The following is an 11,693-nucleotide window of genomic DNA, read 5'->3' on the forward strand; positions in this document are numbered from 1 at the left end:
TCAAGTCGCGCGGTGGCGAACTACTCGCCGAGGAGGGCCGACCAGAAGCGCACCATCTTCAGCGCCTCCATCGCGCTGACCTGCCGGTCCATCTCCGCGTGGGTGATGAGCGGCGTGGGCCGCAGGTGCACGTGCGTGTGTGGCTCCAGCGCGCGCGCCAGCAGCGTGGATTCGATTGCGGGGATGACCGAGTCGTCCGTCCCGTGCAGCAGGTACACCGGCGCCCGGGGCGCGGGGGAGCGCTCCGGCGACAGCGACGGGTCTCCGGCGAAGTCCTTCACGAAGGGCAGCAACCGGGTCCCCAGCGCGGCCACGTCGCGTGTGTTCACCTGGTGCAGCAGCGTGGCCGCGGGCTCCGGCAGCGTGGACTCCATCGCGCGCGCCTCCGCGAACGCGGCCTCCGCCTGCTTCGAGTCCACGAGCGTCAGGTGCGACGCGTGCATGAACTTCAGGACGCCCTCGCGAAGGGCCTTCACCTGCTCCGGCGGCACCAGCCGGTCCGCGACGTTCAGCAGGATGACCACCACGCCGTAGTCGTGCGGCTTGCGGTGCACCCCGTCCGCCTGCACGCCCGTGCACAGGAAGGACAGCACGCGCGACAGATCGCCGTGCCCGCCGAAGGACAGCACCGCGGCCACCTTGTCGCGCAGCGCGGGCCGGCCCGCCGCGACGACGGACAGCCCTCCGGAGAAGCTGATGCCGAAGAGGTCCACCTTCCCCTCCGGCGCCAGCGCTCCCGGTCCCAGCGCCCACAGGGCCGTGTCCTCGATGTCGTCCGGCAGGCACGGCGTGATTTCGTAGCGCAGCAGGTCCGGCGGCTCCGGCGTGAGCACCGGATGTCCGCCCATCGCCAGGTCCTCCGCCAGCCTCACCAGCCGGGGCTCGTCGATGCCCGCCGCGTGCACGCCCGACGTGAGCACGATGAGCCGTCCCCTGCGCCGGTCCGGACGGTAGAGCCGCCCACGCATCGGCCCGTGGCGCGTGGGGATGCTCAGGTCCGCGACGCTGAAGGCCCCGGTGCCGTAGCTGCTGGCCAGGGCAGTGGCCGTGGTGCCGTGGAGCCCCGCCGCGCGCAGCACGAAGGACAGCCCTCGCAGCTCGGGCGGCACCAGGAAGAAGGCCGCGACCAGCAGGGCCGCCAGCACGGCCCCCAGCGTCCAGCGCGTCCGGTGCTTCATTGCATCAGGGTTTCGACGAAGGTGCACAGCTGGTCGCGCTCGAAGGGCTTCTCCAGCAGCTCTCGCGCGCGGCGGCCGACGAACTCACGGGCCTGCGGGTTCACCCCGCCCGTCATCAGGCCGGTGCGCGGCGCCAGCTCCGGCGCCAGCCGCTCCAGCTCCACCAGGAAGTCCATGCCGCTCATGCCCGGCATCATGAGGTCGCAGAGGATGGCGTCGAACTTCTCGCCGTGCGACAGGCGCTTCAGGGCCTCGCGCGCGTCCTGGATGACGTGCACCTCGTAGAGGTTTCGCAAGAGGCGGCTCACCGCGCTGCCCACCGCCGGCTCGTCGTCGATGAGCAGCAACCGGCGCAGGTCGCGCGTCGCGCGCACCGGCTGCGCGGGGTCCTCCGCCACGGCCGGGGTGGCCTGCGCGGTCCGGGCGGCTTCGGGCGGCAACGTGAGCGCCGGCAGCTCCACGCGGAAGAGGCTGCCCTGCCCCTCTTCGCTGGCCACCTCGATGTGGCCGCCCATCGCGTGCACCAGCGTCAGGCAGATGGACAGGCCCAGGCCCGTGCCGCCCTTGGGTGAGCGCGTGGTGAAGAACGGATCGAAGATGCGCTGGCGCACCTCCGCGGGCATCCCGTGCCCGTTGTCCTCCACCTCGATGAGCACGTGGCCCTCGCGGCCCGGACGCACGCGCAGCTTGATGAGGTTCTCCTCCGGGGGCCGGTCGCCGAAGGCCTGGAGCGCGTTCGTCAGCAGGCCCGTGACGACCTGGCCCAACCGGCCCTCGTTGCCGTGCACCGCGGCCACCGGCTCCAGGTCGCACGCCATGCACGCGCGGTGCTGGAGATCGTCGCGCATCAGCTTGATCGCGCCCTCCACCGCGCGCCGCACGTCCACCGGACCGTGCTGCTCCTCCTCCGTGCGCGAGAACGTCCGCAGGTCGCGCACGATGGAGCGCACGCGCCCCGCGCCCTCCAGCGCCTCCGCCACCACCTGCCGCAGTTCCTCCAGCTGCTCGGTCGGCACCGGAACCACCGGCTGCGCCACGCGCTCCCAGAGGTAGGCCAGGTTGGAGGTCACGTACGAGAGCGGGTTGTTGATTTCATGCGCGACGCCCGCGGCCAGCGTGCCCACGGACGTCATCCGCTCCGCCAGCCGCCGCTGCGTCTCCAGGCGGGAGCGCTCGGTGACGTCGCGCACCAGCCCCACCAGGAAGCGCTCGCCGTTGGGCAGCATGTACGCGGCCCGCTGCGTGAGCACCTCGCGCGAGCGGCCCTTGGCGTCGGTGAAGGAGCCCTCGTCCTCCACGGTCTGACCGGTGGTGAAGGCGCGCTCGTCCTGGCGCCATGACGCCTCCGCCTCGTGCGACGGCACCTGCGCCGAGGAGACCGTGCCCCGCAGCGCATCGGCGGGTTGATCCAGCAGGCGGCAGTAGGCGCTGTTCACCGCCACGAGCCGGTGCTCGCGGTCCTTGATGAACAGCGGCTCCGGCACCGCGTCCAGCGCGCCCTGGAACATGTCGCGGGCCCGCCGGAGCGCCTGCGCGTCCCCGTCCGAGGACCTGCGCCGCAGCGCCACGAGCCTCGCGCCCCAGCGCGTGCCGGGCGGCGCCACGCACTCGTCCGCGCCCGCGGCCACCAGCGCCTCCGCCTCCTCGCCCTCGCGCTTCGTCAACACCACCAGCCACGTGCGCGTCTGCAACCGGCGCGCGTGTGCCCACTGGCAGCGCGCCTTCACGGCCTCCAGCGGACCGCCGTGATCCCACAGGACGAGGAGTCCTTCGGGCAGCGGCTCCGGCGGGGACTCCACGCGGATCACACGACACGCGCGCCCCTCGGCCGTGGCGCAAAGGTCGCGCTCCACGTCCTGGGCCACCGGGGCTGGAACCGCCACCAGCATTGCGTGCACCGCGTCGCTCCTCACGCCCCGCGGGATCATCCTCCCCGCGTCGCCCGACCGCATTGCAGCCTTGACCGCGCCAACCCGTCAACGCGGGGCCGCGCGGACTGCCCGTAGCCCATTTCCGGGTCGGGTGGGACTCAGAATTGCAGTGAACCGCGCGCGACGACGCGGGGGCCTACCTTGCAGGAAGGTAGGAGCGAGCAACCCTCGCAGTGGTGGGGCAGTGTCTTCGCCGGGCAGGCGCCACTCATTCCGTAGTGGCACAAAGCAAAGTCGTAGCGGACGGGGTCCTCGGGATCGAGCGCCCGCAACGATGCCGTCACCTCCTCGGCGGTCCGCCAGGTGAGGTCCGTACGCTGCGTGAGTCCCAGGTGGAGCGCCATGCGTCCGATGTGCGTGTCCAATGGAACCAGCAGTGCGGAGGTGGGCACCTGCTTCCAGATGCCGAAGTCCACCGCGTCCGGTCCGCGCACCATCCAGCGCAGGTACAGGTTGAGGCGCTTCGCCGCGCCCGGCCCCAGCGGAGAAGGCAGCAGGTGATGCAGTCCCCGCTCCGGCCCCATCGCCTCGCGGAGCGAGTCCATGGGTACGTCCCGCAGCGCGGCGGTGAAGGCCGCGAGCGCCCCGTGCAGCGTGCCGCTCGCCTGGAAGCCCCGCACGAACAAGGCCTCCAGGCTGCCGTGTTCGCGCAGCGCGCGGCCCATGCCCAGCAGCAGCACCGCGAGGTCGGTGCCCACGTTGAAGCGGTACACGAAGCCCGTGAGCAGCGCCTTCGCGCCCTTCACGTCCAGCGCGCGTACGAAGGCCGCGGGCGACGGCCCCATCTGCTTCAGGAGCGCGTCCACCTTCGGGCGGAAGAGGTCCGCGCGCCCGTAGGCCAGCGCCGCCGCGAGCAGCGCGCTGACCTCCACGTCGCGTGGATCCGTGTAGCGGTGGGGGAACTCCACCGGGTCGAACCCGATGCGCGCCTTCGGGTCCGTGGAGGCCAGGAAGGCATCCAGGCGGGGGCGCAGGAGGTCGGCCGCCTGGGTGCTCAAGCCGGTGTGCGCGACACGGCGCTTCTTCATCACGCGTCCAGTCCTAACGCGTGAGCTCGCGCACCGCGTGGCCCAGCTCCGGGAGGATGAGCGCGTCCAGCGCCAGCCGCACCGCCTGCGGAGAGCCCGGCAGCGCGAAGAGGATCATCCCCTGGTAGGTGCCCGCCGTGGCGCGCGACATCATCGCGGGGCTGCCGATGCGCTGGAACGACAGCATCCGGAACAGCTCGCCGAAGCCGGGCAGCTCCTTCTCGAAGAGCGCGCGCAGCGTCTCCACCGTGCAGTCGCGCCGGCCAATGCCCGTGCCACCCGTGAAGAGCACCGCGCGGGCCCCCGCGGCCTGAGCCTGCGCGAGCGCGCCCCGGATGGCCTCCGGATCATCCTTCACCACCGTGTGCCCGGCGACGGTGTGTCCCGCGGCGGCCAGGCCCTCGCGCAGGTCCTTCCCGCTGCCGTCGTGCGCTTCGTCCCGGCTGTCCGAGCACGTCACCACATACGCGCTGACATGCACCGGCGCGCGCGACTTGTGCTCCGCCGCCACCGGGGAGCCCTCGTGCGAGTGCCCGTGTTCATGGTCGTGCGAGTGGCCGTGGTCATGACCGTGGTCGTGCGAATGCCCGTGGCCATGGTCGTGGTCGTGCGAATGCCCGTGGCCGTGGTCGTGCGAATGGCCGTGGTGGTGATGGCCATGACCGTGGTCATGGTCGTGATCGTGTCCGTCGTGTCCCATGGTGGACGCTCCTGAATGAGGAAGGCTCAAACGTCGGGCAGGTCGACGACGAGCGTTCCGTCCTCGACCGTGAGCTGCACCGTCGGCTGGTCATCACAGACGCCGGGCGAAGTCGCGTTCTTCCCCGAGTCCATGTCGAAGCCGACCTCATGGCACGGGCACACGACCATGTTGTCCTCGAGGCGTCCACCCGACAGCAGACATCCGGCGTGGTTGCACCAGTCATCGAGGCCCTTGTAGCGGCCGTGGATCTTCGCGATGCAGACGTTGCGCTTGCCGATTTCGTAACCCCGCATCTCCCTCTCGGCGAAGTCCGCGGGGCCCAGCTTGATCTTCGTCATTGCGTTCCTTTTCCCACAACCCGTCCGGGCCTGCACCCCCGTTCCCCCGGCATTAATTTCCCGACCGTGACTCCCGACGTGACACCCTCCACCGCCGTGCTCACCGACAAGGCGGCCGTTGCCCAGCTCCTCCGGGACATGTCCCTCCTGCTCCAGCTCCAGGGGCAGAGCGGCTTCCGCGTCCGCGCCTACGACATCGGCGCGGACCGCATCGCGAACCTGCCGCAGGACCTGGGCGCCATCGTCACGGAGGGCCGCCTGCAGGAGCTCCAGGGCATCGGCCCGGGGCTCGCCGAAAAGCTCACCGAGCTGGTGACGACCGGCCGCATGACGGCATTCGAGGAGCTGAAGGCCCAGTTCCCCGCCGGCCTGCTGGAGCTGATGAAGCTGCCGGACGTGGGCCCGAAGAAGGTGGCTGCCCTGTGGAGCGAGCTCCAGGTGGGCAGCGTCGAGGACCTGGAGCTCGCCTGCCGCGACGGCCGCGTGCGGGCGCTCAAGGGCTTTGGCGCCAAGAGCGAGGCGAAGCTCCTGGACGGCATCGCCGTGTACCGGCGCGCCCGCGGCGAACGGAAGCTGCTGGGTGACGCGCTCCCCATCGCGGTGGGCCTGCTGGAGCGGATCCGCCAGGCCCCGGGCGTGGTGCGCGCAAGCCTGGGCGGCAGCGTGCGCCGTCGCGCGGAGACCGTGTCCGACGTGGACCTCATCGCCTCCGCGAAGGAAGCGGGGCCCGTGTTGGACGCGCTCGCGAACGCGCCGGGCGTGGCCACGGTGATTGGCAAGGGCGACAGCAAGTGCTCCGTGCGCATGGTGCAGGGCGACCTCCAGGTGGACCTGCGCGTGCTGCCGGACGAGGACTTCGCCACCGCGCTGCACCACTTCACCGGCTCCAAGGCGCACCACATCCGGCTGCGCAACCTGGGCCACGAGAAGGGTCTCAAGATTTCGGAGTGGGGCGTGCACCGCGAGGACGGCACCAAGGTCCCCGTCCCCGACGAGGCGACGCTGTACCGGCTGCTGGACATGCAGGAGGTGCCGCCGGAGCTGCGCGAGGACAACGGCGAGGTGGAGGCCGCCAGGGCCGGGAAGCTGCCGGAGGACCTGGTGACCCTGGAGGACGTGCAGGGCGCGGTGCACGCGCACAGCACCTGGTCCGACGGCCGCAACACGCTGGAGGAGATGGCGCGCGCGGCCCAGGCGCTGGGGCTCAAGTACCTCACCATCACCGAGCACAGCGAGGCGGCCATCCACGCGGGCGGCCTGAAGGTGGACGACCTCAAGCGGCAGTGGGACGAAATCGACCGCGTGAACGCGGCGGTGCCCGGCATGCGGCTGCTCAAGGGCATCGAGGTGGACATCCTGGAGTCGGGGGCGCTGGACTACGCGGACAGCGTGCTGGAGCAGTTGGAGGTCGTCATCGCCTCCATCCACGTGCGCCACTCCATGGACGAGGACCAGATGACGCGCCGGGTGCTGGCCGCGCTGGACAACCCGCACCTGCACATCCTGGGACACCCCACCGGCCGCCTCATCCAGAGCCGCGAGCCGTACGCGCTGCGCATGGAGGAGGTGCTGGAGCGAGCCCGGGAGCGCGGCGTCGCGGTGGAGATCAACGGCAAGCCGGCGCGCCTGGACATCAAGTCCGAGTACGTACGGCAGGCCGTGGGGCGCGGGGTGAAGCTGGTGGTGAGCTGCGACGCGCACCGTCAGGACGACCTGAAGAACCTGGCCTTCGCGGTGGCCACGGCGCGCCGGGGCTGGGCGAGGAAGAAGGACATCCTCAACACCCGGTCCGCGGAGAGCTTCCTCGCCGCCCTGCGGGAGCGCTGATAGGCTTCCGGGCGCGAAGATGTTCCGCCCGTTCCTGCTCGTCCCCGCCTTCCTCTGTCTCCTCCTGGCCCTGCCCTCGTGGGCCAGCGCGGAGGCCCGTCCGTCGCGCGCCGACCTCCAGCGCGTGCTGGAACTGCACGCCCGCTCGTCCGTGCGCGTGCGCGGTCCCCAGAACGCGGGCCCCGGCATCATCGTGGGCGCGGACGGCCAGGTGCTCACCGCCGTGTCGCACGTGGGCTCCGACTCCGCCCAGGTGGTGCACGCGGGCAATGCGCTGACGGCGCGCGTGGTGCTCTCCAGCGCGGCGCTCCAGGTCGCGGTGGTGGCGGGTCCCCAGGGCACGTGGCCCGCGGCGCCGGTGCGGCTGGTGCCGGAGGGGCTCGCGGGCCGCTGGGTGGTGGGCGTCATGCCCGCGCGCAAGAAGGGCCAGCGGGACACGCCCAAGGCCGCGGTGGCGAAGGCCGCCCCCGCGCCGTTCTTCGACGTGGACCTGACGCTCGCGCCGGGCAGCCCGCTGTATGACGGGGACGGGCGGCTGGTGGGCCTCGTCGTCGAGCGCCGGGGCCGTGGCGCCCGCGCCCTGCTGCTGTCCGCGGTGAAGGCGGAGCTCGCCTCGGCGGACGCGCCATGAGCCGGCCTTCGGGGCCTCCGTTCAAGCTGAGCGCGGTGCAGGAGGCGATGGGCCTCTGGGCGCTGGGCTTCCTGGGCATCATCGCGGCGTTCCTCATCGCCGGGGGCACCAGCGTGCCCAAGCTGGTGGCCACGGTGGGCTTCCTCTACCTGCCGCTCATCCCCATGCGCTGGCGCGACGAGGACTACCGCGACTACGGCCTCACCCTGCGCGCATGGAAGCAGGACGTGCGGCTGTTCCTGGTGATGTGCGCCATCGTGGGGCCGCTGTTCTTCGCGGGCTTCGCCGCCTTCGTGCAGGTGGTGCCGCACCTGCCGCCCGCGCTCGCGCACCACCTGACGCCCATCATCGGCGAAGGCCACTTCCAGCCGCGCCTGCCCCCGCGCTTCGGCGAGTGGGTGATTGATCAGCTCTTCGTCGTGGCCCTGCCGGAGGAGTTCTTCTACCGGGGCTACCTCCAGGCCCGCCTGCGCGACGCCTGGCCCCAGGGGCGCGTGGTGCTGGGCGCGCGGCTGGGGCGAGCCTTCTGGGTGACGGCGCTCCTCTTCGCGCTGGGCCACCTGGCCATCTTCCAGACGTGGCGGCTGGCGGTGTTCTTCCCCGCCCTCCTCTTCGGCTGGATGCGCGAGCGCACCGGCACCCTCATCGGCTGCTCGCTCTTCCACGCCGCCTGCAACCTCTACGTGCGCTTCCTGGAGGTCTCCTTCTTCGGCGGCCCGTAGCGGCCCTTTTCAGGATGGCGGCAGGTGCTGGACCTGGAGGTCCGCGCCCACCGTCAGCGTCGCGCCCTGAGGCAGCTCCACCCAACCGTGCGTGCGCGTCACGTGGCTGGCCACCACCACCGTGCGGCGGCGGCGGTGCGCGCCCACCTCCGGATGCGTCTCCGGTGTCGTGGTCGTCACGCCGCAGTGGGCGCACTCCGCGCTGCCCTCCAGGCGCGTGTAATACAGCGGGGCCTCACCGCGACGCGTGGCGACCAGCACCGTGCCATTGGTGGCCACCATGTTGAGCGGTGGCAGGCGCCGCTGCCCCACCTGCACGAGCGCGGCCTCCACCTCGCGCATCGTGTCGCGCAGCACACGGCCGGCGGAGGCTGGCTCCAGGCGCGGATCATCCGTGCGGCCCAGCTCCCGCAGGCGCGTGAGGAACAGGGCGAAGAGGACCTCGCTATCCGTGGGGCCGCGCACCAGCCGCTGGAGGTGCTCCGGCACGCGTGAAAGCAGCAGGGCGCGCAGGGGCTCGAAGTCCGGCAGCGGGCCCTGGTGGGCGAACAACCAGTGGCGGGCCCGGAAGGGCTGGGTGTTGTCCTCGGGCGACAGGCCGAGCGGCAGCCGGCTCGCATGGAAGAGCACCGCCTCCGATTCGTGCGGAGGTCCCAGGTCGTCCAGCGTGAGGTCCCGGTCCGGCGCCAGGCGGCGCAGCAGGACCTCCTCCTGGGCATAGGAGCCCACCCCCAGGGCGTTGGCGCGCGCTTCCGGGCGGAGGACGACCTGCCCGGCCAGCCGGTGCAATTCACACCGGAGGAGGTTGGGGTCCGACGACAGGGCGGCGAGGATGGCGGACATGGTGATTTCCCCCCTTCACCCCTAGAAATAAGGTCCATGGGACCCCGGTTCAGCGCCGCGAACCCGCTCCCCTGCTCTGGCGCTAAGCCCTTGAAATGGCTGGCATTTGATCAGCCATTGAATTGACACCCTGGAGCGTGGCGCCTAACCTCCGGGCGCTTCCCGACGACCCTCTCCCAGAGGAATCGGGGTGCAGGTCTTCACCGGAGACGGAATGGCGGACGACATCGCAATCGGCATCGACCTGGGCACGTCGTACTCATGCGTGTCGGTCGTCCATGAAGGCCAGCCCACGGTCATCCCCAACGAGTGGGGCGAGACGACGCATGCCTCGTGCGTGTCCTTCCTGGAGGAAGGGTCCGTGCTGGTGGGCAACGCGGCGAAGAAGAACATCATCACCAGCCCCGAGAACACGGTGTACTCGGCCAAGCGGCTCATTGGCCGGTACTACTTCTCCGACGAGGTGAAGAAGGCGCAGGCGGTGATGCCCTACCGCATCGTCGAGGGCGACAACAACTCGGTGCGCATCGGCGTGCGGGAGCGCAGCTATTCGCTGCCGGAGATCTCCGCGCTGGTGCTCAAGGAGATGAAGGCCGTCGCGGAGACGTACCTGGGCCGCGAGGTGGGCAAGGCGGTCATCACCGTCCCCGCCTACTTCAACGACAACCAACGCCAGGCGACGAAGGACGCGGGCCGCATCGCGGGCCTGGAGGTGCTTCGCATCATCAACGAGCCCACGGCGGCGGCGCTGGCCTACGGCTTCGGCCGGGACGTCAACCAGCGCGTCGTCGTCTACGACCTGGGTGGCGGCACGTTCGACGTGTCCATCCTGGAGATCGGCAAGGACGTCTTCGAGGTGCTGGCCACGGCGGGTGACACGTACCTGGGCGGCGACGACTTCGACGACCGCATCATGACGTGGATGGCGGAGGACTTCCTCAACCGCACGCGGCTGGACCTGCGGCAGAACAAGTACTGCCTGCAGATGCTGAAGGACGCGGCGGAGAAGGCGAAGATCGACGTGGGCCAGAACGGCACCGCGGACATCCTCTGCCAGGGCATCTGCCAGGACGCCAACGGCAACGTGATGGACTTGCGCAACACGCTCAACCAGGACCAGTTCAACCGGATGGTGATGGACCTGGTGCAGCGCACGTTCAAGGTCTGCGACGAGGCGCTACAGAGCGCGCGGCTGACGGCGGCGGACATCGACGCGGTCATCCTGGTGGGCGGGCCCACGCGGCTGCCCATCATCCGCAACTCGGTGAAGCACTACTTCCAGAAGGAACCGCTGGAGGGCATCAACCCGGATCAGGTCGTGGCCATGGGCGCCGCGCTCCAGTCGCACGCGCTCCTGGACAGCAAGACGGAGACGTTCCTGGTGGACGTCACGCCGCTGACGCTGCGGATTGGAACCGTGGGCGGGTACACGGAGAAGATCATCGACAAGAACACGCCGGTGCCCATCGACCGGTCGAAGACCTTCACCACCAGCCGCGACGGGCAGGAGAAGGTGAAGATCCGCGTGTACCAGGGTGAGTCCAACCGCGCCGAGGAGTGCGAGATGCTGGGCGAGTTCGAGTTCTCGGGCTTCCGCATCGGGTATCGCGGCGAGGTGAAGATCGAGGTGACGTTCGAGATCAACACGGACGGCCTGGTGAACGTGTCCGCGTGCGACGTGGAGACGGGCCAGAAGACGTCCACGTCGATCACGTTGTCGTCCGGCATGACGGAGGCGGACATCCAGCAGTCGATCCAGTCGAACCGCAACACGCGGCTCGCCGGCCACAACAGCAGCGACCTGCCCGCCGTGGCCAACTAGGCACCGCCGATGTCCGAGCCCTCCGATCCGAACTCTGGCGCGCCGCCAGGGCCCGCCGCGCCCCCGGCCCCCGCGCGTCCGGCGACGCCCGCCCTGCCCCGGGTGACGGCCTCCGTGCCCCCGGCCGTCCCGCCGGCAGCCCCCCGGCCTCCCGCGGCGGCGCCGGTCGCCCGCGCCACGCCGCCCCCCGTCGCGCCCCCGCAGGCTCCGGCGGCGGCCCGGCCCGCGTCGGGTCAGGTGCCCGCGGTGCCTCCGGCGAAGCCCGCGTCGGGGCAGGTTCCTTCGGTGGCTCCGGCGGCGGCTCGGCCCGCTTCGGGTCAGGTGCCCGCGGTGCCTCCGGCGAAGCCCGCGTCGGGGCAGGTTCCTTCGGTGGCTTCAGCGGCCCAGGCGACGGCTCGGCCTGCGTCGGGTCAGGTTCCTTCGGTGGCTTCAGCGGCCCCGGCGACGGCTCGGCCTGCGTCGGGTCAGGTTCCTTCGGTGGCTTCCGCGGCTCCGGCGACGGCTCAGCCCGCATCGTCCAGTGGTGTGCCGTCCGTTCCTCCCGCGGGAGGAGCACCCACGACGGGGGCGCCTCCGGTGACGACCGCGCAGCCTCGTCCCACCGTGACCGCGATACCTGCTGTCGGCGCGGTGACTCCGCCCCAGGCGCCCGCCTCTGCCCGGCCGACCA

Annotated in this window: 11 protein-coding genes; 5 read left to right on the top strand and 6 right to left on the bottom strand. The window is 71.2% G+C overall.

Translation table 11 applies throughout. The annotated features are described in order from the left end of the window. Positions 1–20: 20 nt before the first annotated feature. From D7X30_RS39090 to D7X30_RS39105, 4 genes are all read right to left on the bottom strand, one after another. Positions 21–1,178, bottom strand: a complete 1,158-nt coding sequence (locus tag D7X30_RS39090; protein ID WP_120568079.1) for a dienelactone hydrolase family protein — start codon at positions 1,176–1,178, stop codon at positions 21–23. After that, entirely contained in the window at positions 1,175–3,130 is a 1,956-nt protein-coding gene (locus tag D7X30_RS39095; protein ID WP_120568080.1) for an ATP-binding protein, read from the bottom strand. Before D7X30_RS39095 ends, D7X30_RS39090 begins: the two co-directional genes overlap by 4 nt. A 77-nt stretch (positions 3,131–3,207) precedes the next feature. After that, complete coding sequence (locus D7X30_RS39100) at positions 3,208–4,137, bottom strand: TIGR02757 family protein (protein WP_199724678.1); 930 nt, start codon at positions 4,135–4,137, stop codon at positions 3,208–3,210. A gap of 13 nt (positions 4,138–4,150) precedes the next feature. After that, entirely contained in the window at positions 4,151–4,618 is a 468-nt protein-coding gene (locus D7X30_RS39105) for a molybdenum cofactor biosynthesis protein B (RefSeq protein WP_120594536.1), read from the bottom strand. A 54-nt stretch (positions 4,619–4,672) separates the two neighbouring features. Between D7X30_RS39105 and D7X30_RS42475 the strand changes: the two genes are divergently transcribed. Next, positions 4,673–4,852, top strand: coding sequence for a hypothetical protein (locus tag D7X30_RS42475; RefSeq protein WP_199724679.1), 180 nt, complete (start codon positions 4,673–4,675; stop codon positions 4,850–4,852). Between the two features lie 11 nt (positions 4,853–4,863). Here D7X30_RS42475 and D7X30_RS39110 read toward each other — a convergent pair whose 3' ends face one another. Then, positions 4,864–5,178, bottom strand: coding sequence for a Rieske 2Fe-2S domain-containing protein (locus tag D7X30_RS39110; RefSeq protein ID WP_014398081.1), 315 nt, complete (start codon positions 5,176–5,178; stop codon positions 4,864–4,866). Positions 5,179–5,244: 66 nt separating this feature from the next. Between D7X30_RS39110 and polX the strand changes: the two genes are divergently transcribed. The 3 genes from polX to mrtX are packed head-to-tail and all read left to right on the top strand — an operon-like array spanning position 5,245 to position 8,358. After that, a complete protein-coding gene (gene polX / locus D7X30_RS39115; protein ID WP_120568082.1) occupies positions 5,245–7,005 on the top strand; it encodes a DNA polymerase/3'-5' exonuclease PolX in 1,761 nt (586 codons plus the stop codon). A 19-nt stretch (positions 7,006–7,024) separates the two neighbouring features. Beyond that, the gene (locus D7X30_RS39120; RefSeq protein ID WP_120568083.1) at positions 7,025–7,636 is read left to right on the top strand and encodes a trypsin-like peptidase domain-containing protein; all 612 of its coding nucleotides are present in this window, start codon (positions 7,025–7,027) and stop codon (positions 7,634–7,636) included. Next, on the top strand, positions 7,633–8,358 hold the full coding sequence (gene mrtX / locus D7X30_RS39125; protein ID WP_120568084.1) for a myxosortase MrtX: 726 nt from the start codon (positions 7,633–7,635) through the stop codon (positions 8,356–8,358). The genes D7X30_RS39120 and mrtX overlap by 4 nt, the downstream gene beginning before the upstream one ends. Before the next feature lie 9 nt (positions 8,359–8,367). Here mrtX and D7X30_RS39130 read toward each other — a convergent pair whose 3' ends face one another. Further along, positions 8,368–9,201 (bottom strand): class II glutamine amidotransferase, encoded by an 834-nt coding sequence (locus tag D7X30_RS39130; RefSeq protein WP_120568085.1) that lies wholly within the window; start codon positions 9,199–9,201, stop codon positions 8,368–8,370. 214 nt (positions 9,202–9,415) lie between these two features. On the opposite strand from D7X30_RS39130, the gene dnaK reads away from it, so the two are divergent. After that, on the top strand, positions 9,416–11,023 hold the full coding sequence (gene dnaK, locus D7X30_RS39135; protein ID WP_120568089.1) for a molecular chaperone DnaK: 1,608 nt from the start codon (positions 9,416–9,418) through the stop codon (positions 11,021–11,023). Positions 11,024–11,693 lie beyond the last annotated feature (670 nt).

It is taken from the genome of Corallococcus sp. AB011P, assembly GCF_003611605.1.
In the GTDB taxonomy this organism is placed as follows: domain Bacteria; phylum Myxococcota; class Myxococcia; order Myxococcales; family Myxococcaceae; genus Corallococcus; species Corallococcus coralloides.

Bases quoted from the DNA above. Each gene is read 5' to 3' on its own strand.
- D7X30_RS39090 (WP_120568079.1), bottom strand. From the start codon at position 1,178: ATGAAGCACCGGACGCGCTGGACGCTGGGGGCCGTGCTGGCGGCCCTG.
- D7X30_RS39095 (WP_120568080.1), bottom strand. From the start codon at position 3,130: ATGCGGTCGGGCGACGCGGGGAGGATGATCCCGCGGGGCGTGAGGAGC.
- D7X30_RS39100 (WP_199724678.1), bottom strand. From the start codon at position 4,137: ATGAAGAAGCGCCGTGTCGCGCACACCGGCTTGAGCACCCAGGCGGCC.
- D7X30_RS39110 (WP_014398081.1), bottom strand. From the start codon at position 5,178: ATGACGAAGATCAAGCTGGGCCCCGCGGACTTCGCCGAGAGGGAGATG.
- D7X30_RS39120 (WP_120568083.1), top strand. From the start codon at position 7,025: ATGTTCCGCCCGTTCCTGCTCGTCCCCGCCTTCCTCTGTCTCCTCCTG.
- mrtX (WP_120568084.1), top strand. From the start codon at position 7,633: ATGAGCCGGCCTTCGGGGCCTCCGTTCAAGCTGAGCGCGGTGCAGGAG.
- D7X30_RS39130 (WP_120568085.1), bottom strand. From the start codon at position 9,201: ATGTCCGCCATCCTCGCCGCCCTGTCGTCGGACCCCAACCTCCTCCGG.
- dnaK (WP_120568089.1), top strand. From the start codon at position 9,416: ATGGCGGACGACATCGCAATCGGCATCGACCTGGGCACGTCGTACTCA.